The sequence below is a fragment of the Microvirgula aerodenitrificans DSM 15089 genome (genome assembly GCF_000620105.1).
In the GTDB taxonomy this organism is placed as follows: Bacteria; Pseudomonadota; Gammaproteobacteria; order Burkholderiales; family Aquaspirillaceae; genus Microvirgula; species Microvirgula aerodenitrificans.
Genome location: NZ_JHVK01000003.1, coordinates 203,529 through 228,181, shown reverse-complemented (window position 1 = coordinate 228,181; position 24,653 = coordinate 203,529). Strand labels below are relative to the sequence as shown.

The 24,653-nt window shown below is 64.4% G+C and carries 21 protein-coding genes; 15 read left to right on the top strand and 6 right to left on the bottom strand.

What is annotated here, in order from left to right:
• Nucleotides 1-24: 24 nt before the first annotated feature.
• The gene (locus Q352_RS0104720) at nucleotides 25-4,818 is read left to right on the top strand and encodes an NAD-glutamate dehydrogenase (protein WP_028498343.1); all 4,794 of its coding nucleotides are present in this window, start codon (nucleotides 25-27) and stop codon (nucleotides 4,816-4,818) included.
• A 75-nt stretch (nucleotides 4,819-4,893) separates the two neighbouring features.
• Here Q352_RS0104720 and Q352_RS0104715 read toward each other — a convergent pair whose 3' ends face one another.
• The gene (locus Q352_RS0104715) at nucleotides 4,894-5,775 is read right to left on the bottom strand and encodes a LysR family transcriptional regulator (protein ID WP_028498342.1); all 882 of its coding nucleotides are present in this window, start codon (nucleotides 5,773-5,775) and stop codon (nucleotides 4,894-4,896) included.
• A 115-nt stretch (nucleotides 5,776-5,890) separates the two neighbouring features.
• On the opposite strand from Q352_RS0104715, the gene Q352_RS0104710 reads away from it, so the two are divergent.
• Both Q352_RS0104710 and Q352_RS19845 read left to right on the top strand, forming a co-directional pair.
• A complete protein-coding gene (locus Q352_RS0104710; RefSeq protein WP_028498341.1) occupies nucleotides 5,891-7,084 on the top strand; it encodes a serine hydrolase domain-containing protein in 1,194 nt (397 codons plus the stop codon).
• On the top strand, nucleotides 7,081-8,253 hold the full coding sequence (locus Q352_RS19845; protein WP_036385256.1) for an MFS transporter: 1,173 nt from the start codon (nucleotides 7,081-7,083) through the stop codon (nucleotides 8,251-8,253). The genes Q352_RS0104710 and Q352_RS19845 overlap by 4 nt, the downstream gene beginning before the upstream one ends.
• On the opposite strand, the gene Q352_RS0104700 is transcribed toward Q352_RS19845, so the two are convergent.
• Both Q352_RS0104700 and Q352_RS0104695 read right to left on the bottom strand, forming a co-directional pair.
• Nucleotides 8,243-8,737 (bottom strand): prolyl-tRNA synthetase associated domain-containing protein, encoded by a 495-nt coding sequence (locus Q352_RS0104700; protein WP_028498340.1) that lies wholly within the window; start codon nucleotides 8,735-8,737, stop codon nucleotides 8,243-8,245. The genes Q352_RS19845 and Q352_RS0104700 overlap by 11 nt on opposite strands.
• Before the next feature lie 22 nt (nucleotides 8,738-8,759).
• Nucleotides 8,760-9,440: a winged helix-turn-helix domain-containing protein gene (locus Q352_RS0104695; RefSeq protein WP_028498339.1), complete on the bottom strand. Its 681-nt coding sequence runs from the start codon at nucleotides 9,438-9,440 to the stop codon at nucleotides 8,760-8,762.
• 222 nt (nucleotides 9,441-9,662) lie between these two features.
• Here Q352_RS0104695 and Q352_RS0104690 point away from each other — a divergent pair, with 222 nt between their 5' ends.
• The 3 genes from Q352_RS0104690 to Q352_RS0104680 all read left to right on the top strand — a co-directional run bounded on the left by Q352_RS0104690 (nucleotide 9,663) and on the right by Q352_RS0104680 (nucleotide 12,648).
• On the top strand, nucleotides 9,663-10,634 hold the full coding sequence (locus Q352_RS0104690; RefSeq protein WP_028498338.1) for a Bug family tripartite tricarboxylate transporter substrate binding protein: 972 nt from the start codon (nucleotides 9,663-9,665) through the stop codon (nucleotides 10,632-10,634).
• 70 nt (nucleotides 10,635-10,704) lie between these two features.
• Nucleotides 10,705-11,139 carry a tripartite tricarboxylate transporter TctB family protein gene (locus Q352_RS0104685; RefSeq protein WP_028498337.1) on the top strand — a complete coding sequence of 145 codons (435 nt, stop codon included), beginning with the start codon at nucleotides 10,705-10,707 and terminating at the stop codon, nucleotides 11,137-11,139.
• A gap of 9 nt (nucleotides 11,140-11,148) precedes the next feature.
• Nucleotides 11,149-12,648 (top strand): tripartite tricarboxylate transporter permease, encoded by a 1,500-nt coding sequence (locus tag Q352_RS0104680; protein ID WP_028498336.1) that lies wholly within the window; start codon nucleotides 11,149-11,151, stop codon nucleotides 12,646-12,648.
• On the opposite strand, the gene dut is transcribed toward Q352_RS0104680, so the two are convergent.
• Together dut and coaBC are read right to left on the bottom strand one after the other, a co-directional pair.
• Nucleotides 12,645-13,094: a dUTP diphosphatase gene (gene dut, locus Q352_RS0104675; RefSeq protein WP_028498335.1), complete on the bottom strand. Its 450-nt coding sequence runs from the start codon at nucleotides 13,092-13,094 to the stop codon at nucleotides 12,645-12,647. The genes Q352_RS0104680 and dut overlap by 4 nt on opposite strands.
• Before the next feature lie 97 nt (nucleotides 13,095-13,191).
• The gene (gene coaBC, locus Q352_RS0104670; protein ID WP_028498334.1) at nucleotides 13,192-14,373 is read right to left on the bottom strand and encodes a bifunctional phosphopantothenoylcysteine decarboxylase/phosphopantothenate--cysteine ligase CoaBC; all 1,182 of its coding nucleotides are present in this window, start codon (nucleotides 14,371-14,373) and stop codon (nucleotides 13,192-13,194) included.
• Nucleotides 14,374-14,548: 175 nt separating this feature from the next.
• Here coaBC and radC point away from each other — a divergent pair, with 175 nt between their 5' ends.
• From radC to Q352_RS0104640, 6 genes are all read left to right on the top strand, one after another.
• Nucleotides 14,549-15,223 carry a RadC family protein gene (gene radC / locus Q352_RS0104665; RefSeq protein ID WP_028498333.1) on the top strand — a complete coding sequence of 225 codons (675 nt, stop codon included), beginning with the start codon at nucleotides 14,549-14,551 and terminating at the stop codon, nucleotides 15,221-15,223.
• Nucleotides 15,224-15,275: 52 nt separating this feature from the next.
• Nucleotides 15,276-15,527, top strand: a complete 252-nt coding sequence (locus Q352_RS0104660; protein ID WP_028498332.1) for a hypothetical protein — start codon at nucleotides 15,276-15,278, stop codon at nucleotides 15,525-15,527.
• 351 nt (nucleotides 15,528-15,878) lie between these two features.
• On the top strand, nucleotides 15,879-16,979 hold the full coding sequence (locus Q352_RS0104655) for an ABC transporter ATP-binding protein (RefSeq protein WP_028498331.1): 1,101 nt from the start codon (nucleotides 15,879-15,881) through the stop codon (nucleotides 16,977-16,979).
• An 87-nt stretch (nucleotides 16,980-17,066) separates the two neighbouring features.
• Entirely contained in the window at nucleotides 17,067-18,104 is a 1,038-nt protein-coding gene (locus Q352_RS0104650; protein ID WP_028498330.1) for an ABC transporter substrate-binding protein, read from the top strand.
• A 103-nt stretch (nucleotides 18,105-18,207) separates the two neighbouring features.
• Nucleotides 18,208-19,467, top strand: a complete 1,260-nt coding sequence (locus Q352_RS0104645; RefSeq protein ID WP_233495206.1) for an ABC transporter permease — start codon at nucleotides 18,208-18,210, stop codon at nucleotides 19,465-19,467.
• Nucleotides 19,468-19,490: 23 nt separating this feature from the next.
• Nucleotides 19,491-20,321, top strand: coding sequence for an ABC transporter permease (locus Q352_RS0104640; RefSeq protein WP_028498328.1), 831 nt, complete (start codon nucleotides 19,491-19,493; stop codon nucleotides 20,319-20,321).
• A gap of 2 nt (nucleotides 20,322-20,323) precedes the next feature.
• Here Q352_RS0104640 and Q352_RS0104635 read toward each other — a convergent pair whose 3' ends face one another.
• Entirely contained in the window at nucleotides 20,324-21,169 is an 846-nt protein-coding gene (locus Q352_RS0104635; RefSeq protein ID WP_028498327.1) for a 23S rRNA (adenine(2030)-N(6))-methyltransferase RlmJ, read from the bottom strand.
• A gap of 385 nt (nucleotides 21,170-21,554) precedes the next feature.
• On the opposite strand from Q352_RS0104635, the gene Q352_RS0104630 reads away from it, so the two are divergent.
• From Q352_RS0104630 to Q352_RS19840, 3 genes are read left to right on the top strand one after another with little or no spacing between them, the layout of a single operon-like run.
• Nucleotides 21,555-22,211, top strand: a complete 657-nt coding sequence (locus tag Q352_RS0104630) for a heteromeric transposase endonuclease subunit TnsA (protein WP_028498326.1) — start codon at nucleotides 21,555-21,557, stop codon at nucleotides 22,209-22,211.
• A complete protein-coding gene (locus Q352_RS0104625; protein ID WP_036385251.1) occupies nucleotides 22,208-24,085 on the top strand; it encodes a TnsB C-terminal domain-containing protein in 1,878 nt (625 codons plus the stop codon). The genes Q352_RS0104630 and Q352_RS0104625 overlap by 4 nt, the downstream gene beginning before the upstream one ends.
• A complete protein-coding gene (locus tag Q352_RS19840; protein WP_084299846.1) occupies nucleotides 24,082-24,486 on the top strand; it encodes a TniB family NTP-binding protein in 405 nt (134 codons plus the stop codon). Before Q352_RS0104625 ends, Q352_RS19840 begins: the two co-directional genes overlap by 4 nt.
• Nucleotides 24,487-24,653: the final 167 nt, after the last annotated feature.

Below are 24,653 nucleotides of genomic sequence, written 5' to 3'. Positions count from 1 at the left end.
CGCTAAGGCGTTCAAGAGGAGATCATGTCTCTCAATAACAAGACCGAGTTGGCCCAGTTGATCGCGGCAATCGACGACGTAGCCCGTCAGTCGCTGTCCGCAGAGCAGGCCAAACGCATGGCGACGGTATTCCACGCGTACTACGAGGAAGCCGAAGCTGCCGATCTGAAGCGCTCGTCCGCGCAGGATCTGTTCGGCGCGGCGATGGCGCATATCGAATTCGCCCGCGTTCGCCAGCCCGGCACGCACAAGGCGCGCATCTACAACCCGGAGCTTGAACGCCACGGCTGGCAGTCGACCCACTCGGTGATCGAGATCGTCAATGACGACATGCCGTTCCTGATCGACTCGCTGGCGATGTTCCTGGCCCGCCACAACCTGGCGCTGCACGAACTGGTCCACCCGGTGCTGTCGGTCGGCCGCGATGCCGCCGGCGCCATTACCGAGATCCGCCGCACCGAAGACCGCACGCTGCCGCTGGAATCGTTCATCCATATCGAAATCGACCGCGTGACCGACGCGGCACTGCTGGACAGCCTGAACGCCGAACTGGCGCAGGTACTGGACGCGGTGCGTGCCGCCGTGGTCGACCAGCCGGCGATGCGCGAGCGTCTGGGCGAGCTGCAGACCGAACTGGCCGGCCGTCCCGGCGACGCTGAAGAAGCCGCCTTCCTGGAGTGGATGGCCGACAGCCACTTTGTGCTGATGGGCTATTGCGACTATGACCTCGTCGAACGTGATGGTCACGATGCACTGCGCATCGTCGCCGACAGCGGTCTGGGCATCCTGCGCAACCAGGGCGGCAAGCAGTTCTCCGGCAGCTTCGAGCAACTGCCGGAACAGATGAAGGCCCGTGCCCGCGATCCGCAGGCGCTGGTGCTGAACAAGTCGCAGTCGATTTCGCGCATCCACCGCGCAGCCCACCTCGACTACGTGGCGGTGAAGAAATTCGGCGCCGACGGCAGTGTGGTCGGCGAACGCCGCATTCTCGGCCTGTACACCGCCAGCGCCTACCACACGTCGCCGAAGGACATTCCGATCCTTCGGCACAAGATTGCCGAAGTGGTGCGGCTGTGCGACTTCGTCGATGACAGCTACAAGGCCAAGACGCTGAACTTCGTGCTGGAAACCTATCCGCGCGACGAACTGTTCGAAATCCCGACCGATGCACTGCTGACCATCGCCCAGGGCCTGGTCAACCTGCAGGAACGCCCGCGCGTCCGCCTGTTCGCGCGTACCGACATCTACCACCGCTACGTCAGCTGCCTGGTGTTCATCCCGCGCGACAGCTTCAATACCGAACTGCGGGTCAGGGTCGAGAAGATCCTGCTTGACGCCTTCAACGGCAAGTCGTGCGAGTTCTCGGTCTCGGTGGCCGATGCCAACCTGGCGCGCGTGCACTACATCGTCAATATCCAGGACGCGTCGCTGCCGGAATACGACGTCGACGACATCGAAGCGGAAATCGCCCGTGTCGCACGCGGCTGGGTCGATGAGCTGCATCAGCAACTGATCGAGCAGCGCGGCGAGGAAGACGGCAACCGGCTGCAGAACCTGTACAAGGCTGCGTTCCCGCTTGCCTATCGCGATGAGTTTGCACCGCGCAATGCCGTGACCGACATCGCCCGCCTCGACGCGCTGACCAGCGAGCGTCCGATCGCGTTCAAGCTCTACCGCCCGCTGTCGCGGCTTGGCAGCGGCTGGCACCTGAAGGTGTTCCGCTTCGGTTCGCCGGTCAGCCTGTCGCAGAGCATGCCGATCCTGGAAAACCTCGGCGTCAAGGTGCAGGACGAACGCCCGTACCGGGTCAACCGCGCCGACGGCATCGACCTGTGGCTGAATGATTTCGGCCTCGACGTCGCCGCCGAAGCGCTGGAAGACGACGCCACCCGCGAAAACCTGCAGAACGTGCTGATGGCCATCTCGCGCGGGCTGCTGGAAAGCGACGGTTTCAACCGCCTGGCGCTGGTTGCCGGGCTCGACTGGCGCGAGATCGCGCTGGTCCGCGCGCTGGCCAAGTACCTGCGCCAGGCCGGTCTGACCTTCAGCCAGCAGTATGTCGAACAGTGCGTGGCTGGCTATCCGGCCATCACCACCCGTCTGGTCGCGCTGTTCCACGCACGGCAGAATCCGGCCCGCGCCAGCGCCGAAGAGGCGGAACGGCTGCTGGGCGAGATCCGCGATGCACTGGCCAATGTGGCCAACCTCGACGAGGACCGCATCCTCAACGGTCTGCTGACGGTCATTCTCGCCATTCGCCGCTCGAACTACTTCCAGACTGCCCGCGACGGCCAGCCGAAGGCCTACATGTCGTTCAAGCTCGAATCCGGCGCGATCCCGTTCCTGCCGGACCCGAAGCCGCTGTACGAGATCTGGGTTTACGGCACCCGCGTCGAGGGTGTGCACCTGCGCGGCTCCAAGGTCGCCCGCGGTGGCCTGCGCTGGTCCGACCGCATGGAAGACTTCCGTACCGAAGTGCTGGGTCTGGTCAAGGCGCAGATGGTCAAGAACTCGGTCATCGTGCCGCAGGGCTCGAAGGGCGGTTTCGTCTGCAAGCAGCTGCCGCCGTCGACCGACCGCGAAGCCTGGCTGGCTGAAGGCATCGCCTGCTACAAGACCTTCATTTCCGGCCTGCTCGACATTACCGACAACCTGGTGACCGGCAAGGTCGTGCCGCCGGCCGACGTGGTGCGGCTGGATGCCGACGATCCGTACCTGGTGGTAGCGGCCGACAAGGGCACGGCAACGTTCTCCGACATTGCCAACGGCGTGTCGGCCGAATACGGCTTCTGGCTCGACGACGCGTTCGCGTCCGGCGGCTCGGCCGGCTACGACCACAAGAAGATGGGCATCACCGCCCGTGGTGCATGGGAGTCGGTCAAGCGCCACTTCCGCCACCTGGGCCGCGATATCCAGAACGAGGACTTTACCGTCATCGGTATTGGCGACATGTCCGGCGACGTGTTCGGCAACGGCATGCTGCTGTCCGAACATATCCGGCTGATCGCCGCGTTCGACCATCGCCATGTGTTCCTCGACCCGAACCCGGATGCTGCTGCCTCGTTCGCCGAGCGCGCACGGCTGTTCAATCTGCCGCGTTCGAGCTGGGCCGACTACAACGCGGCGCTGATTTCGCAGGGCGGCGGCATCTACCCGCGCAGCGCCAAGTCGATCGAGCTGACGCCTGAGGTCAGGGCGTGGCTGAAGACCGAGCGCACCAGCATGGCACCGACCGAGCTGATCCACGAGATCCTCAAGGCGGAAGCCGACCTGCTGTACAACGGCGGTATCGGGACCTACATCAAGGCCAGCAGCGAAAGCCATGCCGATGCGCGTGACCGCGCCAGCGACGGCCTGCGTGTCGACGGCTGCGACCTGAATGTGCGTGTGGTCGGCGAGGGCGGCAACCTGGGCGCGACCCAGCGTGGCCGCATCGAGTTCGCGCGCAAGGGCGGGCTGATCTGCACCGACGCCATCGACAATTCGGCGGGTGTCGACTGCTCCGACCATGAGGTCAACATCAAGATCCTGCTGGGTTCGGTGATCCAGGCCGGCGACATGACGCTGAAGCAGCGCAATGACCTGCTGGCGGAAATGACCGACGAAGTCGGCCAGCTGGTGCTGCGCAACAACTACCTGCAGACGCAGATCCTGGCGATCAACCGCGCCAACAGCCTGGGCATGCTGAATGCGCAGCAGCGCATGATCGGCCATCTGGAAAAGACCGGCGAACTGAAGCGCCAGATCGAGTTCCTGCCGAACGACGACGAGATCAACGAGCGCCGCCTGGCCAAGCAGGGGCTGACCAGCCCGGAAGTGGCCGTGCTGCTCGCCTACAGCAAGATCTCGCTCGACAAGGCGCTGCTGGCCAGCGACCTGCCGGATGGCGCCGACTTCGAACCGGTGCTGGTCGACTACTTCCCGCACCCGCTGCAGCAGCGCTTCGGCGAAGCGATGAAGTCGCACCACCTGCGGCGCGAAATCATCGCCAACCAGCTGGCCAACCGGGTAGTGAACCGGATGGGGGCGACCTTCGCCTTCCGCATGCAGGAAGAAACCAACCTGCCGGCGGCCGATATCGCCCGCGCGTTCTGGGCTGCCGACCACATTTTCGGTGCCGAAAGCCTGTGGCGTGCGATCGAGGCGCTGGACAACCGGGCACCGGCCGACCTGCAGGTCGAACTGATGGTCGAGATCCGCACGCTGATCGAGCGTGCCTGCCGCTGGCTGCTGCGCAATCGCAAGAACTACAGCGGTGTGGCCGATGCAGTGGCCCAGTTCCACGATGGCGCGCAGACCCTGCTCGCCGCCTTGCCGGACCTGGTGCCGACGACGCTGAACACCCGCGTTGCCAGCCGCCAGCTGGCCTGGATCGAGGCTGGCGTACCGGAAAGCCTGGCACTGACGCTGGCGCGGCTGGAATTCGTTCCGGCGTTCTTCGACATCATCGAACTGGCCCGCGCCAGCGGCGTCGAACTGGTGGTGGCTGCGCGTACCTACTATGCGCTCGGTCGCGAACTGGAACTCGACTGGCTGAGCCAGGCCGTGACGCGCCTGCCGCGCGACAACCGCTGGCAGTCGCTGGCCCGTACCGCCCTGCGCGACGACCTGTATCGTCTGCATCGCGAACTGGCCAGCACGGCGCTGGCGTGCCCGGCATGCGGTGCCGACGACTACGCGTCCAGCTGGCTGTCCGGCCGTGACGGCGCGCTGGTCGCCGTGCGCCAGACCCAGGCCGAGCTGAAGGGCTACGGTCAGCTGGATCTGGCCATGCTGTCCGCCGGCATGCGCGAGATCGCCAATCAGCTGATGGCGTAATCGACCCGCTGCGTTGCAGAAACGGAAAACCCCCTGCCGTATCCGGCAGGGGGTTTTTGTCTGTGCAATGCCGGCTTATGCGAAAACCCGCTCGCAAAGAAAATCAATGAACACCCGCAGCTTTGGCGATGCCTGTCGGCCCGACGGCCACAACAGCCGGAAGCTGCCGCTGTGGTCGACATGCTCGTCGAGCACGCTTTGCAGCCTGCCGTCGGCCAGCGCCTCGCGGATGGCGAAGTCGGGCAGGCAAGTGATGCCGAGCCCGCGCAGGGCGAAGCACAGCCGGGTCTCGATGTTGTTGCAGATCATGGATGTCGGCAGCACCGGCGCCACGGCGTCGCCACCGATGAACGGCCAGGCTTCGAGCTTGCCGGAGTTCGGAAAGCGGTAGTGCAGGCAGCGGTGGCGGACCAGGTCGGCAGGGCTCAGGGGCTGGCCGTGACGGGCAAAATACGCCGGTGAAGCGACCAGTTGCAGCCGGTAGTGGCCCAGCAGGCGGGACGACAGCCGCGAGTCGGTGGGCTCGCCGGTTCGCACCACGGCATCGAAGCCTTCGTCGATCACGTCCACCATCCGGTCGGTGAAATCGAGGTCGAGCTCGATCTCGGGATAGTGATGCATGAAGTCGGCCAGCACCGGCAGCACCAGCGAACTGACCAGTGGCAGGCTGACGCGCAGGCGCCCGCGCGGCGCGGCGGCGCTGTGCGACAGCTCCAGTTCGGCGGCTTCCAGCTCGGCCAGAATGCGCCGGCTGCGCGCCAGGAACAGCGTGCCTTCCGCTGTCAGCGTGATGCTGCGCGTGCTGCGATGAAACAGGCGCACCCCGAGTTTGTCCTCCAGCCGCGCCACGCTCTTGCCCACGGCCGAGGCCGACACGCCAAGCTGGCGGCCGGCCGCGACAAAGCTGCGCGTGTCGGCCACCTGCACAAACACAGTGACCCCGTTCAGGCTATCCATGCCTCTCCCCTTTATTGCGGACATAAAGTTCCGTATATCCAGGAACACTAGCCTACTTTTTCTTTAGTCTGGCGGCTTTCATCATCGGCATTCCACTCATTGCCGAGGTTTCTCCATGCTCCCTCCGTCAGTTCCCCTGCCGGGCAGCCTGTCCACCCGCATCGATCACGTCATTGACCAGGCCCTGCGCGAGCAGCGGCTGGTCGGGGCCGTGGTCCTGGTCGCGCAGGATGGCCAGTTGCGCCATCAGCGCGCCGCCGGTCTGGCCGATCGCGAGGCCGGCCGGCCGATGTCTGTGGACACGCTGTTCCGGCTGGCCTCGGTGTCCAAGCCGATTGTCAGCACTGCGGCGATGGTGCTGGCGGCACAGCAGCGGCTGATGCTGGATACGCCCATCACCTGCTGGCTGCCCGATTTTCAGCCCCGGCTGGCCGATGGCACGCCGGCGCAAATCACGCCACGCCAGTTGCTGAGCCATACCGCCGGTCTCGGCTATCGCTTCCTTGAAGCCGATTGCGATGGGCCATATGCCCGTGCCGGCATCTCCGACGGCATGGATCGGTCCGGCATCACGCTGGCAGAGAACCTGCGCCGGCTGGCCGGTGTGCCACTGGCTTATGTGCCGGGCAGCAGCTGGGGCTATTCGCTGGCGACCGACGTGCTTGGCGCACTGATCGAACGGATCTGCGCCATGCCGCTGGCACAGGCGGTACGGGCGCTGGTGACTGTCCCGCTGGGGATGGACGACACCGACTTTCATGCCGTCGACGCCGGACGGCTGGCGGCGGCCTATGTCAGCGACACGCCGGTGCCGAGGCGCATGCGGGAGCTGGATATCGTGCCTGCTTTCGAGGATACGGCCGGCATCCGCTTTCAGCCGGCACGTGCGGTCGACCGCGATGCCTATCCGTCTGCCGGGGCCGGCATGGTTGGCAGCGCCGGCGATCTGCTGCGGCTGCTGGAAGTGCTGCGCCAGGGCGGGGCGCCCTTGCTGCCTGCTGCGCAGGTGGACGAAATGGGCCGCAACCAGACTGGCGAGCTGGCGCTGGCCAATGCGCCGGGTTTCGGCTTCGGGCTCGGTTTCTCCGTACTGCGCGATCCGCTGCTGGCCGCCTCGCCGGAGTCTCCCGGCACCTGGCGCTGGGGCGGGGCCTATGGTCATTCCTGGTTTGTCGACCGCCAGTGCGGGCTGAGTGTGGTCGCGTTCACCAACACGCTGTACGAGGGCATGTCCGGCCGCTTTGTCACTGAATTGCGCGACGCGGTCTATGCCGGAGGGGACGCGGCAGCGTCCGGCAAGCAGCCATGAACGCCGCCCGCCCGCTGTTCTTTATTGCGCTGGGGCTGTTCGGTCTGTACGCCGTGGAATTTGGCGTGGTCGGCATCCTGCCGCTGATCGTCGATCGTTTTGGCATCACGGTGGCCCGGGCCGGCTGGCTGGTGGCGTTGTTCGCACTGATCGTGGCCGTGTGCGGACCGTTCATGGTGCTGTGGCTGTCGCGATTCGACCGTCGCCGGGTCCTGGCGGGATCGTTGTTCGTGTTTGCCGCGTGCAGTGCGCTGTCGGCCTGGGCGGCGGATTTCGTCACACTGATGCTGCTGCGCATCGTGCCGGCCCTGCTGCATCCGGTGTTCTTCGCGCAGGCCTTTGCCGCCGCCGTGGCGCTGTATCCGCCGTCGCGGGCCACCCACGCCACCACCATGGCCTTTGTTGGCACCAGCATGGGGCTGGTGCTGGGGGTACCGCTTGCGGCCTGGATCGGTACGCGCTTTTCCTGGGAGGCGTCGTTCCTGTTCTGTGCGCTGGTCAACGGCGTGGCGGGGGCCGGCCTGCTGCTGATGCTGCCGGCAGGGGCGCCGGGGAGCCGATCCGCCGCCGGGCGGTCATCGGCGGTCCTGCGCAAACCCGCGCTGTGGCTCAACATCCTGTCCACCGTGCTGGTGTTTGCGACGATGTTTTCCGTCTACAGCTATGCGGCGGAATACCTGGCCCGCGTGACCGGTCTGGGCGGCGAGGCAATCAGCGTCCTGCTGGTGGTGTTCGGCGTTGGCGGCGTAGCCGGCAACCTGCTGGCCGGTCGCCTGCTCGGGCGAAACCTGGTGCGAACGGCCGTGCTGTATCCGCTGGTACTGGGCGGGGCCTATCTGGTCCTGTTCACCCTGGGCTCGCCCTCGCTGGTGGCGATGGTCGTCATCTGCCTGCTGTGGGGGGCCGTGCACACCAGCGGCCTGGTGGTCAGCCAGGTCTGGCTGACCAGCGCGGCGCCGGAGGCGCCGGCCTTTGCCACCAGCCTGTACATTTCAGCCGCCAATCTGGGGGTGATGCTCGGCTCGGCGGTGGGCGGCGGCTTTATCAGTGCGAACGGCATGCAGGGCGCGCTGTGGAGCGGCTGGCTGTTCGCCGCACTGGCCTTGCTGTCGATGCTGCTGAAAGTCCGGCTGTTCGATCGCCGGCCGGACGGGCTGCTCAGGCACTGACGCGGCGTGGAACATGGCCGGTATGGTCGATAAAACGCAGGAAATCGGCGTAGGACAGGCAGACGGTCGAGTCGTTGACCAGCGGGTGGAAACCGACCAGCTTGTCGGGGTCCAGTCCGTCGTCGAGCAGCAGCTCGACGGCCTGTTCGCCATCGTTGATCAGGCCGAACGGCGTGACCGAGCCCGGCTTGACGCCCAGGAACTGTTCCAGCCGTTCACTGGAGGCAAAGCCGAGCCGGTTGACGTCGATCTGCGCCGCAAGCCGTTCGAGGTCGACAGTCTTGTAGGCGCCGACCACCAGCAGGAAATAGCGCTTGCCCTTGCGATCGCGCAGAAACAGGTTCTTGATGCCCTGGCCCGGCAGCGAGATGCCGGCTTGGTCAAAGTCGGCAATGCGGTCGAGAGCCGGGTGTTCGATGCGCTGAAACGGGATACGCAGGGTATCAAGCAGCGCATACAGGTCGGATTCGGTATGCGGAGTCATGTGGCCAGTGTAAGCCCCCCGCTCAGCGCGGTGAAGCCCCGGCCGGTTCGAGCAGGTAGCCGATGCCGCGCAGGGTCAGGATCGAGGCGCCACTGTCGGCGAGTTTCTTGCGCAAGCGATGCACGTACAGCTCGATGGTTTCGACATTGGCCTCTTCGTCGAGCCCGAAGACCTGATTGAACAGCTGGTCCTTGCTGACCGGCCGCCCGCTTTTCTGCATCAGGATTTCCAGCACGGCCTGCTCGCGCCGGGGCAGGTACAGCGGTGCCTCGTCAAGCTGGAACAACCGCGATGTGGTGTCCAGCGTCAGCGACCCGCAGGCCAGAACCCTGGCATTGCCGGCATGGGCACGGCGCAGCAGGGCGCGCAGTCGCGCCCCGAACTCGTCCAGGGCAAACGGGCGGCTCAGGCAGTCGTCGGCGCCAAGATCGAGCATGCGCGCCCGGTCGCCGGGCTGCTCGCCGCTGACCAGCATCAGGACCGGCAGCCGCTGGCCTCGCGCGCGCAGACGGGACAGTACGGCCTGGCCATCCATGCGCGGCAGGGCGAGGTCGAGAATGGCCAGCGCGTAGTCCTCGCTGGCCAGCGCAATGTCCGTAATTGCGCCATCGTCGATGACGTCGACGGCATGACCGGCATGCCGCAGCGGTCCGGCCAGCCGGTCCGGGCATGGGGAAAAGGGCTCTGCCAGCAGAATGCGCATTCGGGGTCCGCAGGGGGGAAGAAAGACGGCGTTTCGCCATCGCCAGACTCCGGTTTTACCCACTTCCCATCGACAGGTAAATGCGGGTCTTGATGAAAGTCTGACGAAAGCTTTTGCCAATTAGCATGCAGGTTCCTTGTTTGAAAGTTGCTGAAATTAATAGTGTTTTTTAGAAAACCAATACTGGATTACCTCCGGAATCCCGGAAACAGGAGCCTCAGCATGACCCCCCGAATCGCATCCCTGTGGTTGCTGCTGGCCGTACTGGCCGGTGGCCAGGCCCAGGCCGCGCCGACCCGGCCGGAATGTATCGCCCCGGCCAAACCCGGCGGCGGTTTCGACCTGACCTGCAAGCTGGCGCAACGCGCATTGCTCGATGGCCAGGTGATCGACGCCCCGATGCGCGTGACCTACATGCCTGGCGGCATTGGTGCCGTTGCCTACAACAGCGTGATTGCCCAGCGCGCGAGTGATCCGAACAGTGTGGTTGCGTTCTCCAGTGGCTCGCTGCTGAACCTGGCTCTCGGCAAGTACGGCAAATACGGCGTGAACGATGTGCGCTGGGTGGCATCCATCGGCACCGATTACGGCATGATCGCGGTGCGCGCCGACTCGCCGTATCGCTCGCTGAAGGCGCTGATGTCGGCGCTGCGGGCCACGCCGGAGCGGATCGTGTTCGGTGCCGGCGGCACTATCGGCAGCCAGGACTGGATGAAGTCGGCACTGGTCGCGCGCCAGGCCGGCGTCGACTACCGCAAGATGCGCTATGTCGCCTTCGAAGGCGGCGGCGAGGCCTTCACTGCCTTGCTGGGCGGGCATGTGCAGGTGGTGTCGGGCGATATCGGCGAGGCGGCGGCCCAGATCGATGCCAAGCGGGTACGCATCCTTGCCGTGCTGGCCGACCAGCGCCTGCCGGGCAAGTTTGCGGCAATACCGACTGCACGCGAGCAGGGCTACGCACTGAGCTGGCCGATCATCCGCGGCTTCTACGTCGGACCGAAAGTCAGCCAGGCCGACTACGACTGGTGGGTCAGCGCGTTTCGCAAGGCCGCTGCGGCACCGGGCTTTGCCGCCTTGCGCGAGTCGCGCGGTCTGTTCCCGCTGTCTCTCGATGGCGCCGAACTGGATGCCTTCGTCAAAAAGTCGGTAAGCGATTACCAGCGCCAGGCGCGCGAGTTTGGCCTGGTCCGCTAGATCCCGCTCCCTCCCGTTTTCCCATGCCTCACGCCAGCATCGACCGCTGGCGTGATGGTGGAGTGCTGTCATGAGTGATCGTGTTTTTGCCCTGGTGTGGCTGGCGCTGTGCGCCGTCGCAGCCGGGATCGGCTGGCAGATCGAAGCCGCATTCTCGTACGAGCCGATCGGCCCCCGTGCCTACCCGTTGCTGGTCATCGTGCTGATGGCGCTCTGTGCCGGCTGCCTGGCCTGCCGGCGGGGGGACCGTGCCGACTGGCCATCCGCGGCGACCCTGGGCCGTCTGTCATCGCTGGCGCTGCTGCTGCTGGCTTATGCGGCGGTATTCGAATGGCTCGGCTTTCCGCTGGCGTCGGCGCTGCTGATCGTCGGTATCGGCCGTCTGTTCGGCGGGGGCTGGCTGGCATGCCTGCTGCTGGGGGCCATTTCCGGCATCGGGCTGTACTACGGCTTTGACCGGCTGCTGGATGTTACCTTGCCGGCCGGCCGGCTTCTGGATCGATAAGGACTGGATATGGATACGCTTTCCCACTTGTGGCAGGGCTTCATGGTTGCCTTGCGGCCCGACAACCTGCTGGTCGGTTTCCTGGGCGCCTTTATCGGCACCATTGTCGGCATGCTGCCGGGACTCGGGCCGATCAACGGCGTTGCCATTCTGCTGCCGCTGGCCTTCGCGCTGAAGCTGCCGCCGGAGACGGCACTGATCCTGCTGGCGGCGGTCTACATGGGCTGTGAGTACGGCGGGCGGATCTCGTCGATCCTGCTGAACGTGCCCGGTGACGCCGGTGCGATCATGACCGCGCTGGACGGCAACCCGATGGCGCGCCGGGGCTGGGCCGGCGTGGCGCTGTCGATCTCGGCGCTGGCCTCGTTCGTCGGCTCGAATATCGCGATCATTGGCCTGGTACTGTTTGCGCCGCTGCTGGCGGAATGGGCGCTGGCCTTCGGCCCGGCCGAGTACTTTGCGCTGATGATTTTTGCCATTGCCTGCCTGGGCAGCATGGTCGGCGACAAGCCGGTCAAGACGCTGCTGGCGGTGCTGATCGGCCTGATGATGGCGGTGGTCGGCGTCGACGCCAACTCGGGGGCCTACCGCTTCACCTTCGACCTGCTGTCGCTGTCGGACGGCATCCCGTTCATCGTGGTGATCATCGGCTTCTTCTCGGTCAGCGAAATTCTGCTGATGCTGGAACAGACCCGGGACGGCCAGGCCGTGATCCGTCAGACCGGGCGGATGATATTCAATCTGCGCGAACTGGCGCTGACCTGGGCGACCATGCTGCGCTCATCGCTGATCGGTTTCGTGGTCGGGGTGCTGCCGGGCGCCGGGGCAACCATTGCCAGCGCCATTGCCTACATGACGGCCAGGCGGCTGGCCGGGAAGGGCGGGCGTTTCGGCAACGGCGACATCCGTGGCGTGGCCGCACCGGAGGCGGCCAACAATGCGTCGGCCTGCGGTTCCTTCGTGCCGATGCTGACCCTGGGCGTGCCCGGCTCCGGCACCACGGCAGTCATGGTTGGCGCGCTGACGCTGTACAACATCACGCCGGGACCGATGCTGTTCATCGAGCAGCCGGACATTGTCTGGGGGCTGATCGCCTCGCTGTTTATCGCCAATGCGATCCTGCTGGTGCTGAACGTTCCGCTGATCGGGCTGTTCACCCGCGTGCTGTCGGTGCCGTTCTGGGCACTGGTGCCGCTGATCGCCGTGATCAGCGCGGTCGGGGTCTATGCGATCCACAGCACCACGTTCGATCTGCTGCTCATGGTGTTGTTCGGCGTATTCGGCTACCTGCTGCGCAAGATGCATTTTCCGATGTCGGCGCTGATTCTCGGCTTCGTGCTGGGCGAAATGCTGGAGCAGAACCTGCGCCGGGCCCTGTCGATCTCTGATGGCGCGATCGGCATCCTCTGGTCGGGGCCGATCGCGATCTCGCTGTGGGGGCTGGCAGCGTTCATCCTGCTGGCGCCGCCGCTGTGGCGCCGTCTGGTCCGGCGCCCGGTGCTGGCCTAGCGCTTGCCGGTCGAGCCGAAGCCGCCGCTGCCGCGCTCGCTGACCGGGAATTCGTCGACCAGCCTGAAGTCGACCTGGACCACCGGCACCACCACCATCTGCGCGATGCGTTCCAGCGGCGCAAGACGGAACGCTTCGTGACCGCGGTTCCAGATCGAAACGAAGATCTGGCCCTGGTAGTCCGAGTCGATCAGGCCGACCAGATTGCCGAGCACGATGCCGTGCTTGTGACCGAGTCCCGAGCGCGGCAGGATCATGGCGGCGAAACCGGGATCTTCCAGGTGAATGGCGATGCCGGTCGGCACCAGCTGGGTTTCCCCCGGGGCAATGACCATGTCACTGTCGATGGCGGCGCGCAGGTCAAGGCCGGCCGAACCGGCCGTGGCATAGGCCGGCAGGTGGGACTGCAGGCGCGGGTCGAGGATTTTCAGGTCGATGGTGGGCATGGCGTTCCAATCGGGTTGCAGAGGGCAAAACGGGCAATTATCCCGCAGTTCGACATCTCGGGCGACCGGTCGGCAATGTCCGCCGTCCGCTTGAGGCTCAGCGCGAGGCCAGTGCCCGCGCCAGATGGGCGACGATGGCGCGGGCCGTGTCATCCTTGCTCTGGCGCGGCAGGGGATGACGACCGGCATCGTCGAGAAGCACGACCTCGTTGTCGTCGGCGCCCATCGCCTGCTGTGCCAGGTTGGCCACCAGCAGCGGTACGCGCTTGCGGGTGCGTTTCTGCTCGGCAAAGTCGAGCAGGTTCTGGCTTTCGGCGGCGAAACCGACGCAGAACGGCGCATCGGCCCGGGCCGCCACGCTGGCGAGGATGTCCGGGTTTTCGACCAGCGTCAGCGTCGGCGGACCGCCGTCCTGTTTTTTCAGCTTGTGCTCGCTGGTATTGGCGACCCGGTAATCGGCCACGGCGGCGACCGAGATGAACACATGCTGGCCGGGCAGGCTGGCCTCGACTGCCGACAGCATGTGCTGCGCCGATTGCACCGGGATGACGGTGATGCCGGTTGGTGACGGCAACGCGGTCGGGCCGCTGACCAGCGTCACCTCGGCGCCGGCATCGCGGCAGGCGCGGGCCAGCGCATACCCCATCTTGCCGCTGGAGATATTGGTGATGCCGCGCACCGGGTCGATGGCCTCGTAGGTCGGGCCGGCTGTCAGCAGCACCCTGCGTCCGGCCAGGCTGTCCGGCACGAAAAAGCCGTCCAGCAGATCGAACAGCTCGGCGGCTTCCAGCATGCGGCCGTCGCCGACCTCGCCGCAGGCCTGGGCACCGGAACCGGGGCCGAACACGGTCACGCCGTCATCGACAAGGCGGGTGATATTGCGCTGGTTTGGCGGGTTGTCCCACATCTGGCGGTTCATGGCCGGTGCCACGATCAGCGGACAGGTCCGCGCGGCGGCCAGCGTGCTGATCAGATCGTCGCACAGACCGTGGGCAAGCCGGGCAATCAGGTCGGCGGTCGCCGGCGCGATCAGGAACGCATCGGCGCGGCGGGTCAGCTCGATATGCGCCATCCCGTTGTCCGGCCGCGTGTCCCACTGATTCAGATAGACCGGGTTGCCGCTCAGCGCCTGGAACGTGGTCGGGCCGACGAAGTGGGTGGCGGCTTCGGTCATGGCGACTTCGACGCTGTGCCCCGCCTTGACCAGCAGGCGCACCAGTTCGCAGGTCTTGTACGCAGCGACGCCACCGGCGACGCCAATCAGGAAATGTCGGGACATGAATCTGGCCTGGAAAGGTGGGAAAAATCTCCGCCGGTCGGGGCGAAGTCGACTGCAAGTGTAACCAAGCTCCGGGCCCGGGGCGACCGTTAGGCGCCGGGTGCCGGCATCGGCATAATGAATCGGGGGTTTTCCAGCCACCTGGCGTTTTTCCAGCTAATACGAAGGGAAAGGAATGCCGATTACCGACTGGCCGCCGGGCGAGCGCCCGCGTGAGAGGCTGATATTGCAGGGGGCGGGGGTGCTGTCCGATGCCGAGCTGCTGGCCATCCTGTTGCGGACCGGCACGGCGGGACGCAGCGCGATCGACCTCGCTCGCGACATGCTGTCGCATTTCGTGTCACTGGGCGGATTGCTGCATGCCCCGGTCAACGAGCTGCTCGAACAGCCGGGACTCGGGCCGGCCAAGCTCGCGCAACTGGCGGCCGCGGCCGAGATCGGCCGTCGCTGCCTGGCGGAACGGGTGTCACAGGCCAATGCGCTGAGTCATCCGGACGCGGTGCGCGACTATCTGCGGCTCAGCTACGGCTTCTCGGTGCGGGAAACCTTCGTCGCCGTTTACCTGTCGGCACAGAACCGGGTGCTGGCGGTCGAGGAATTGAGTCGTGGCACGCTGACCGAGGTCCGCGTGTACACCCGGGAGCTGATCAAGTCGGCATTGCAGCATAACGCTGCCAGCGTCATCCTGGCCCACAACCATCCGTCCGGCGAAACGGAACCGAGCCGGGCGGACCGGGATCTGACGGTAACACTCAGCAAGGCGCTGTCGCTGGTCGATATCAGGCTTGTGGATCATCTGGTGGTCACGACAACGTGCTGCACATCGTTCGCCGAGCGCGGCTGGCTGTAACGGGCTCCGGGGGGACGAACCCTATCGACCGGGACGTGAGAGGAGAATCGTCATGAACATCTTCACGATGCTGGGCGGCGTGGACTATATCGTCGTCAACAACCAGCTGGCGGTTCCCGATTTCATCTGCGGATCGGACGACTGCCCGGATGACGATGATGTGGCACTGTCATGCAAGGTCGACGGGCGCGACATCCGCTTTACCGTGGCCGATCTCGAAGATGCCGAGCCGATGACCGACGGCGCTTTCTGGGTCGAAGGGGTCGGCAGCGTGCGTTTCCTGAGCCGGGCCGGCCTGCACTGAGCGACGTCAGGACACCCTGCCGCCACCGTCGATACCGGCGGTGGCGGCACTTTCCATTGCGCAAACCTGCGCACATCCATGATGCCGATGGGGTTTATCGGGGACCGGTTTTCGGGCACAGGTCTACGGTAAATCCAATACCTGCATAAAATAATTTCTTTTCATATCAGTGACATGGGCGCTTTCCGCCCTGGCTGGCATGCTGCTTGCTGCACTGCAGTAAACGAATCAACGGCTGGAACGGTTAGAGCAAATACTTTACGTCCTGATGAAGGCGGCTATATTCTGTTCCAAATAATAGAACCGTGTTCCGCATAGCGGTATTTCTGGTGATCAAAGCAGGAGAGACAGATGGAGCAGCAGACGCAGTCCGATACGCTGGTCAGCTTCCGTGGCGTGCAGAAGAGCTATGACGGCGACAGCCTGGTAGTCAAACGCCTGGACCTCGACATCCGCCGCGGGGAGTTTCTGACCCTGCTTGGCCCGTCGGGGTCCGGCAAGACCACGGTATTGATGATGCTGGCCGGGTTCGAGTCGCCGACCGCCGGCGAGATCCGGCTCGATGGTCAGCTGTTGAACCGCATGCCGCCGCACAAGCGCGGCATCGGTATGGTGTTCCAGAACTACGCACTGTTCCCGCACATGACCGTCGGCGACAACGTGGCCTACCCGCTGACCGTGCGCGGTGTCGCCAAAGCGCAGATTGCCGAACGGGTGCAGAAGGCCCTGGGTATGGTCGAACTCGGCAAACTCGCCCATCGCTACCCGTCGCAGCTGTCGGGGGGGCAGCAGCAGCGGGTGGCGCTGGCCCGTGCGCTGGTGTTCGAACCCAAGCTGGTGCTGATGGATGAACCGCTTGGTGCGCTGGACAAGCAGTTGCGCGAACACATGCAGCTGGAAATCAAGCATATCCACCAGACACTGGGCGTGACCGTGGTGTTCGTGACCCACGACCAGTCCGAAGCCCTGACCATGTCCGACCGGGTTGCGGTGTTCAAGGACGGCATCATCCAGCAGATCGACAGCCCGGCCGCGCTGTACGAAACGCCAGCCAACAGCTTCGTCGCCCAGTTTATCGGCGAGAACAATGTGCTGGCCGGGCAGGTGGTGTCGCTGGACAACGGCTACTGTGTGGCCCGGGTCGAAGGGCAGGACCTGTCCGCCCGCGCCATCTGTGTCAACGCGCCCGGCGACGCGACCACGCTGTCGATCCGCCCCGAACGCGTCCGCCTCGACCAGGCTGCGGCTGCCTGCGACAACCGCATCGAGGGCACGCTGACCGAAACCATCTATCTCGGCGACCACGTCCGCCTGCGCGTCAACGTGCCGGGACAACCCAATTTCTTTATCAAGGTGCCGATCGCCGATCTGACCGACAGCATGCAGCGCCACGGCGCGCGGCTGACGCTGGGCTGGCGGCGCGAGGACCTGCGTGCGCTCGACGCCGCCTGAGTACGGGATTTTCCCGCCGGCCGCCGGGACAAGCGCGGTCACCCGAACACTGTCACAAGACCCAGTTGTATCCCGAGGAGAAATGGAATGTCGAAGTGCATGAAACTGGCGGTTGCCGCCGCCATCGTGGTGGCGGGTTCCCCTGTGCTGGCCAAGGACCTGACCGTGGTGTCGTTTGGCGGCGCAAACCGGGTGGCGCAGGAAAAGGCGTTCTATCGCCCGTTCGAGAAGGCCGGCAACAGCAAGATCATTCCGGTCGATTACAACGGCGAAGTCGCCAAGGTCAAGGCGATGGTGGAGGCCGGCAAGCCGACCTGGGACGTGGTCGAGGTCGAAACCCCGGAACTGCTGCGCGGCTGTGAGGAAGGCATCTTCGAAAAACTCGACTGGAGCAAGCTCGGCGCCAAGTCCGGCTACATGAAGCCGGCCACGGTCAGCGAGTGCGGCATCGGCATCTTCGTGTGGAGCACGGCGATCGCCTACAACGCCGACAAGCTGAAGACCGCGCCGACCAGCTGGAGCGACTTCTGGGACGTGAAGAAATATCCGGGCAAGCGCGGCCTGCGCAAGGGCGCCAAGTACACACTGGAATTTGCGCTGCTGGCGGACGGCGTCAAGCCGCAGGATGTGTACAAGACCCTCGGCACCAAGGCCGGCGTCGAGCGCGCGTTCAAGAAGCTGACCCAGCTGAAGCCGAACATCCAGTGGTGGGAAGCCGGCGCGCAGCCGCCGCAGTTCCTTGCCTCCGGCGACGTGGTGATGAGCTCGGCCTATAACGGGCGCATCGAAACCGCGCAGAAGGAAGGCAAGAACCTGAAGGTGGTGTGGAACGGCTCGATCTACGACGTGGACAGCTGGGCCATCCCGAAGGGCTCGCCGAACAAGGCCGAAGCGATGAAGTTCATCGCCTTTGCCAGCCAGCCGGCGCAGCAGAAGACCTATTCGGAAAACATTGCCTACGGCCCGAGCAATCTGGCCGCCATCAAGCTGATTCCGCCGCAGGTCGCGGCCGAACTGCCGACCTCGCCGCAGAACCTGAAGGGCGCGCTGGCGATGGACGTCCAGTTCTGGGTTGATCACGGCGAAGAGCTGGAAGACCGCTTCAACGCCTGGGCCGCCAAGTAAGACGGCTGCTGCCGGCGCCCACCGCGACGGGGGCCGGCAGCCCGCCTGCAACACTTCGCCATGACGGCGTTTCCCACAGACCGTAACGAGGACGTCGATGGACATGACTCTTCCCCGCAATGCCGCAGGGCAATTGATGTCGCTGGACGGCGAGCCGCTGGCAGTACAGCTGAAACGGCAGCAGCGGCTGAAAACCGTGCGCGCCCTGCTGCTGATCGCACCGCTGGCGGTGTTCCTGCTGGCGGTATTCATTCTGCCGATCGCCGGCCTGCTGAAGCGGGCGGTCGACAATCCGGAAGTCGTCGGCACGCTGCCGCATACCGTGGTCGCGCTGCAGGACTGGAATGGCAAGGCGGTGCCGGGCGAGACCGCCTTTGCCGCACTGGCGCGCGATCTGGAACGCGCCCATGCCGACAAGACCGTGGCCCAGGCCGCCAAGCGGCTGAACATGGAAATTGCCGGTTCGCGTTCCCTGCTGACCAGGACTGCGCGGCATATGCCGCTGGACCCTGCCGCCGGCCCGCTGAAAACGCAGTTCGTCGACATCGACGAACGCTGGAACGATCCGGCCATCTGGCACGCGATCGCCCGCAACGGCTCGTCCTATACCCCGTACTACCTGCTGGCCTCGCTGGACATGCGCGTCGGCGACAGCGGCCAGGTGGAACGGATGTCGGCCGACGAATCCGCCTACCTGAGCATTTTCGGCCGCACGCTGTGGATGGGCGTCGTGATTACCTCGCTGTGCATCCTGCTTGGCTATCCGATTGCCTACTGGCTGGCCAACCTGCCGACGCGCAAGGCCAACCTGCTGATGATCGTGGTGCTGCTGCCGTTCTGGACCTCGGTGCTGGTGCGGGTCGCCGCATGGATCGTGCTGCTGCAATCGGAAGGACTGGTCAACTCCGGGCTGATGGCGCTGGGGCTCATCAATGAACCGCTGCAACTCGCATTCAACCGCGTTGGCGTCTACGTGGCGATGGTCCACATCCTGCTGCCGTTCGTGATCCTGCCGGTGTACAGCGTGATGAAGTCGATACCGCCGACCTATCTGCGAGCCGCCGTGTCGCTCGGCAGCCATCCGATCGGCGCGTTCTGGCGGGTGTACTTCCCGCAGACCCTGCCGGGCATTGCCGCCGGTGGCCTGCTGGCATTCATCATCTCCATCGGCTACTACATCACGCCGGCGCTGCTCGGCAGCCCGAACGACCAGATGGTCAGTTACTACGTGGCCTTCTACACCAACAACACCATCAACTGGGGCATGGCTGCGGCACTGGGTGGCCTGCTGCTGCTGGCGACCATGGCGCTGTACGCGGTGTACAGCAAGCTGGTCGGCGCCAACCGGTTGAGCCTGGGCTGAGGCCGGCGAAAGGAGTGAATGTCATGTTGCCTGTCTATGCAACACCGCTGGAGAAAGCCTGGTTCTGGGCCTTCCGCGTATTCTGTGTCGGCGTGCTGGTGTTCCTGATGCTGCCGCTGCTGGTGATCGTGCCGCTGTCGTTCTCGTCCAGCACCTTCCTGCTGTACCCGATCGAATCGTTCTCGCTGCGCTGGTATGAAACGCTGTTCACTGCCGACGAGTGGATGCGCTCGCTGAAGAACAGCCTGATCGTCGGCCCGGCTGCCACCGTGATCGCCACCGTGCTCGGCACGCTGGCCTCGCTCGGACTGGCGCGCAGCGACTTTCCCGGCAAGGCCCTGCTGATGAGCATCCTGATCTCGCCGATGGTGGTGCCGGTGGTCATCGTCGGTGTCGGCACCTACCTGTTCTTCGCCCCGCTCGGCATCGCCAACAGCTATACCGGGCTGATTCTGGTCCATGCCGCGCTCGGGGTGCCGTTCGTGGTCATTACCGTGACCGCGACGCTGCGCGGTTTCGATCTGAACCTGCTGCGTGCCAGTGCCAGCCTTGGCGCCGACCCGGTGCGGACCTTTTTCCGCATCACCCTGCCGCTGATCGCACCCGGCATCGTGTCCGGCGCGCTGTTCGCATTCGGCACCTCGTTCGACGAAGTGGTGGTCACGCTGTTCCTGGCCGGACCGGAGCAGGTGACGCTGCCCCGGCAGATGTTCGCCGGCATCCGCGAGAACATCAGCCCGACCATCGCCGCTGCCGCCGCCATCCTGATCCTGATGTCGGCCGTCATGCTGCTGGTGCTGGAATGGCTGCGCGGCCGGGGCGAGCGGCTGAAGCGTGGACCGAAACCGGCCTGAGGCTACGAGATGCGGTGATCCAGCGTAAAGCGTGCCCGGTCGTCCTGGCCGAGCACGCTGACCAGGTATGGCATCAGCGTCGCCAGTGTGTCCGGCAGGTTCCACGGCGGATTGAGGATGAACATGCCGCTGCCATGCATGCCGAAGCCGTCCGCTGACGGCGCCTGCACGCTCAGCGTGACATTGAGCCAGCCGCTGGCCGGCAGCCGCTTCAGCGCCGCCGGCAGCTCGCGCGCTTCCAGCCGCTGCAGCAGCGGATACCAGATGGCGAAGGTGCCGGTCGGGAAGCGCTGCAGGGCGTCCGCCAGTGCCTGCACCACGCGCTGGTAGTCGCGCTTGTCTTCGTACGGCGGGTCGATCAGCGTCAGCGCCCGCCGCGGCTGCGGCGGCATCACGCTCTTCAGCCCGTTGAAACCGTCGCCGACCACGACCTGCGCCCGGCGACCACTGTCGGCGAAGTTTTCTTCCAGCATGCGGCTGTCGGCCGGGTGCAGCTCGAACAGCCGCAGCCGGTCCTGATTGCGTACCGCCCGTGCCGCCACGTACGGCGAGCCGGGATAGAAGCGCAGCACGCCATCCGGATTCATCTCCCTGACCAGGTCGACATAGCGCGCCAGCGGTGCCGGCAGATCGTCGCGCTCCCACAACCGGGCGATTCCGCTCTCGAATTCGGCATTCTGCGTCGCATAGCCTTGATCGAGCGCGTAGCAGCCGGCACCGGCATGGGTATCGACGTACCAGTACGGCTTGTCCTTCTGGCCCAGATAGTCGAGCAGCAGCAATTCAATAGTGTGTTTCAGCACGTCGGCGTGGTTGCCGGCGTGAAAGGCGTGGCGATAACTGAGCATGGGAACCGGTGGGGGTGTGGCGGGCTGCGGGTAAATGGGGTGGTCCGTGACGGACCGATGGCGCGGGCGCCGATTATACCCCGGCACGGACAGGCCGCATGAGCCGCCATGCGTTCCTGCGCCGGCCGGCAAGACAGGCAGTGAAGGCACGGGCGCTGACCGGCTCCCGCAAAAAAGCCGGAAACGCATCGTCTGCGTTCCCGGCTTTTCTGTCCATGCCGTTGCCGGCAGAGGGAGCGGGTCAGGCCATGTGACTTCCAACGCTCGTTTGTACTGAAAGTGCATTTTCCTACCCGTTCTATATCGCTGCTCACTACTGCCCCACACCGCTTTTTTGTACCAACTCATGATTTACAGTGCTATTGTGTACTGAGTGAGGTCAATCATGCCCGTGCGCAAGATCCCCAAAAACTACCGTAACGTGACCGGCATTGCCGCACATACCAAGGCAGACGGCCCGGCCATGTTCGAATCGACGCTGGAGCGCGATTTCATCGCACTGCTGGAATTCGACCCCGCGGTCGAAACTTTCGAAGTTCAGCCACTAACGCTCGACTGGACGGATTCGGACGGCAAACCGCGCCGCTACACCCCCGACGTACTCGCCACATTCAATCTGCCGCATGGGCAGAGCAGCAAAACGCTCTACGAGGTCAAATACCGCGACGAACTGCGCAATGACTGGTTACAGCTGCGGCCCAAACTGCGTGCTGCCGTGCATTTCGCCCGTCCCCAAGGATGGCGCTTCAAGATCGTCACCGAGGTAGAGATCCGCACTCCCTATCTCGACAACGCCAAGTTCCTGTTGCCATTCGTCCGACAAGGCCCGGCCGAGGATGCGCACATGGATCTGCTCGATGAGCGACTGCGCCAATTGCGCCGAACTACGCCGTCAGAGCTACTGGAGTCGGCATTCCAAGATCAATGGAATCAGGCACGCCTGCTCCCGTCCCTCTGGTACTTAGTCGGCACCCGCCAAATCGGTACCGACCTTTCGACCAAACTGACGATGAGCAGCCCAATCTGGAGCCTTCGCAAATGAATACGCCGAGTACGATGCTGCAGCTGCAACCAGGGACCGCGGTCATCTATCAAAACCGGCTTCATCGCATTACCCATGTGCTCGATCTGGATGAGGTGCTGCTGGTCGATGAGGAAACCGACCAGGTCTGCCATGCCAAGGTATCCGCGTTGGAAGCGGTAGTCGGTAATGCGCAGCCTGCAAACCGTCCCGAGCTGCTGCAAGTGCTCGACAAAGACTGGGAAGAAGCCAAACGGCGCTATGAAATCATCCGCCCATTGCTCGACAAACCGGATCGCAGCCGGCAAGACGTCACCGAGCGCGGTAAGCTGTTCGGCCACCATACGAACACGCTCTACGAGTGGATACAGCGATACGACGACAGCCACTTGCTGACTGCCCTACTGCCGCGCACTCGTAGCGACAAAGGCACCACCAAGTTCGCGCCGGAAATCGAAACCATCATCCAGGCAGTCGTGGAAAGCGAATACCTGACCAAGCAGCGCAAGTCGCAACAGAAGGTGTGCGACGAAGTGCGCAAGCGTTGCTTACATGCAGGATTCGAACCTCCGCACGACAACACCATACGCAATCGCCTCAAACAACTTGCCGGCGAACAGGTGATGGCCAAGCGCAAGGGCCGCAAAGCAGCCGATCATGCCTACTCGCCGATCGAAGGCAGCTTCCCAGGCGCCGAGTGGCCTTTGGCCGTCGTCCAAATCGATCACACGCCGCTGGACATCATCCTGGTGGACGACATCGACCGGCGTCCGGTTGGCCGTCCGTGGATCACGCTCGCCATCGACGTATTCAGCCGGATGGTTGTCGGGTTCTACGTGTCGTTCGACCCGCCAGGCGCGCTATCTACTGGCCAGTGCCTCGCCAACGCTATCCTGCCCAAGGAAGCCTGGCTAGCCAAACACGGTATCAAAGGCGAATGGCCGTGCTGGGGCGTACCCGCGAAGCTGCACATGGACAATGCCAAAGAGTTTCGCGGCAACATGCTGAAGCGCGCCTGCGACGAATACGGCATCGATATTGAGTGGCGCCCGGTAGCGCGCCCCCATTTCGGTGGGCACATCGAACGGCTACTCGGCACCTTTGCCAAAGAGATCCATACCTTGCCGGGCACCACCTTTTCGAATACCCGAGAACGTGGGGACTACGACTCAGTGGGCAAGGCGGCATTGACGCTGACCGAATTTGAGGAATGGCTGGTGACGTTCATCGTCAGTGTCTATCACCAGCGCGTGCACTCCAGCCTCAACATGCCGCCGATGGAGAAATACCGCCAAGGCGTCTTCGGCACCAAGGACGCACCGGGCCGTGGACTACCAGCAAGAATGACCGACGAGAATCGGCTGCGGCTCGACCTGATGCCCTACGAAGAACGGACGGTGCAGGACTACGGCGTGGTGATCGACGAGATCCATTACTATCACGACGTGCTACGCCGCTGGATCAACGCCCCTGACCCGGTCGCCCCCAAATACAAACGCAAATTCATGTTCCGGCGCGACCCGCGCGATATCAGCACGGTTTGGTTTTACGACCCTGAGGTGAATATCTATTACCCCATTCCCTACCGGAACACTTCACATCCGCCGATCAGCATTTGGGAAATGCGCGAGGCCAAGCGCCGTGCCGAGGCAGACGGCAGGCGTCACGTCGAGGAGCGAGAGCTGTTCGAAGCCTATGACCGCATGCGCGAGATCGAGCAGACGGCCCAGACCAAAACCCTATCGACCCGGCGCGCCGCGCTGCGCCGGAAGCACAACCAAGAGGTGCCCCGCCCGCCTGCAGAGCAGGTTGAACCAAAGACAGTACCAATCCCAATGCCGATACAGACGACGCCGGCCATCCTGCCATTTGATGAAATGGATGACCTGACATGAGCCGCTTGAACGAATCGACTCTCAAGTTGCTCGCGCTCAGCGATGCCGAACGGATCGAGCGTATTCGCGCACCTCGCTGGATCGGCTACCCGCAAGCGAAAGCCATCCTGGCCAAGCTGGAAGATCTGCTGACCTATCCGCAATCGCACCGTATGCCCAATCTGCTGGTAGTCGGCGACACCAACAACGGCAAGACCATGCTGGTACAGCGGTTCTGCGCCCAACATCCTGCCGACGACAACCCTGAAGGCGATGGCATCCGCGTACCAGTCCTGTGCATGCAGGCGCCGCCGGTTCCCGATGAAGGGCGCTTCTACAACGCCATCCTTGAGCTGCTGTTTGCGCCGTACAAGCCAAACGACCGGGTGGACAAGAGTAAGCGCCCGGGCAACCCATCTTGAGGCCATGTTCAGTCCTGCTTAGTGTCCACCTCTTTTTGGTGGACACCATGCCGAAGACCGAACTCCCCACGTTGCGCCAGCGACGCTCTTATCCCAAACCCCTCAAGGCGCAGATCGTTGCCGAGTGTGCCCAGCCCGGCGCCTCGATTGCCGCGGTAGCGCTGTCA

What these genes read in the sequence shown, in the direction of transcription:
- Q352_RS0104625 (WP_036385251.1), top strand. Translation starts at nt 22,208, where the DNA reads ATGAATACGCCGAGTACGATGCTGCAGCTGCAACCAGGGACCGCGGTC.
- Q352_RS0104660 (WP_028498332.1), top strand. Translation starts at nt 15,276, where the DNA reads ATGAACATCTTCACGATGCTGGGCGGCGTGGACTATATCGTCGTCAAC.
- Q352_RS19845 (WP_036385256.1), top strand. Translation starts at nt 7,081, where the DNA reads ATGAACGCCGCCCGCCCGCTGTTCTTTATTGCGCTGGGGCTGTTCGGT.
- Q352_RS0104630 (WP_028498326.1), top strand. Translation starts at nt 21,555, where the DNA reads ATGCCCGTGCGCAAGATCCCCAAAAACTACCGTAACGTGACCGGCATT.
- Q352_RS0104640 (WP_028498328.1), top strand. Translation starts at nt 19,491, where the DNA reads ATGTTGCCTGTCTATGCAACACCGCTGGAGAAAGCCTGGTTCTGGGCC.
- Q352_RS0104715 (WP_028498342.1), bottom strand. Translation starts at nt 5,775, where the DNA reads ATGGATAGCCTGAACGGGGTCACTGTGTTTGTGCAGGTGGCCGACACG.
- Q352_RS0104720 (WP_028498343.1), top strand. Translation starts at nt 25, where the DNA reads ATGTCTCTCAATAACAAGACCGAGTTGGCCCAGTTGATCGCGGCAATC.
- dut (WP_028498335.1), bottom strand. Translation starts at nt 13,094, where the DNA reads ATGCCCACCATCGACCTGAAAATCCTCGACCCGCGCCTGCAGTCCCAC.
- coaBC (WP_028498334.1), bottom strand. Translation starts at nt 14,373, where the DNA reads ATGTCCCGACATTTCCTGATTGGCGTCGCCGGTGGCGTCGCTGCGTAC.
- radC (WP_028498333.1), top strand. Translation starts at nt 14,549, where the DNA reads ATGCCGATTACCGACTGGCCGCCGGGCGAGCGCCCGCGTGAGAGGCTG.
- Q352_RS0104655 (WP_028498331.1), top strand. Translation starts at nt 15,879, where the DNA reads ATGGAGCAGCAGACGCAGTCCGATACGCTGGTCAGCTTCCGTGGCGTG.
- Q352_RS0104690 (WP_028498338.1), top strand. Translation starts at nt 9,663, where the DNA reads ATGACCCCCCGAATCGCATCCCTGTGGTTGCTGCTGGCCGTACTGGCC.
- Q352_RS0104635 (WP_028498327.1), bottom strand. Translation starts at nt 21,169, where the DNA reads ATGCTCAGTTATCGCCACGCCTTTCACGCCGGCAACCACGCCGACGTG.
- Q352_RS0104650 (WP_028498330.1), top strand. Translation starts at nt 17,067, where the DNA reads ATGTCGAAGTGCATGAAACTGGCGGTTGCCGCCGCCATCGTGGTGGCG.
- Q352_RS0104685 (WP_028498337.1), top strand. Translation starts at nt 10,705, where the DNA reads ATGAGTGATCGTGTTTTTGCCCTGGTGTGGCTGGCGCTGTGCGCCGTC.
- Q352_RS0104645 (WP_233495206.1), top strand. Translation starts at nt 18,208, where the DNA reads ATGACTCTTCCCCGCAATGCCGCAGGGCAATTGATGTCGCTGGACGGC.
- Q352_RS0104700 (WP_028498340.1), bottom strand. Translation starts at nt 8,737, where the DNA reads ATGACTCCGCATACCGAATCCGACCTGTATGCGCTGCTTGATACCCTG.
- Q352_RS19840 (WP_084299846.1), top strand. Translation starts at nt 24,082, where the DNA reads ATGAGCCGCTTGAACGAATCGACTCTCAAGTTGCTCGCGCTCAGCGAT.
- Q352_RS0104695 (WP_028498339.1), bottom strand. Translation starts at nt 9,440, where the DNA reads ATGCGCATTCTGCTGGCAGAGCCCTTTTCCCCATGCCCGGACCGGCTG.
- Q352_RS0104710 (WP_028498341.1), top strand. Translation starts at nt 5,891, where the DNA reads ATGCTCCCTCCGTCAGTTCCCCTGCCGGGCAGCCTGTCCACCCGCATC.
- Q352_RS0104680 (WP_028498336.1), top strand. Translation starts at nt 11,149, where the DNA reads ATGGATACGCTTTCCCACTTGTGGCAGGGCTTCATGGTTGCCTTGCGG.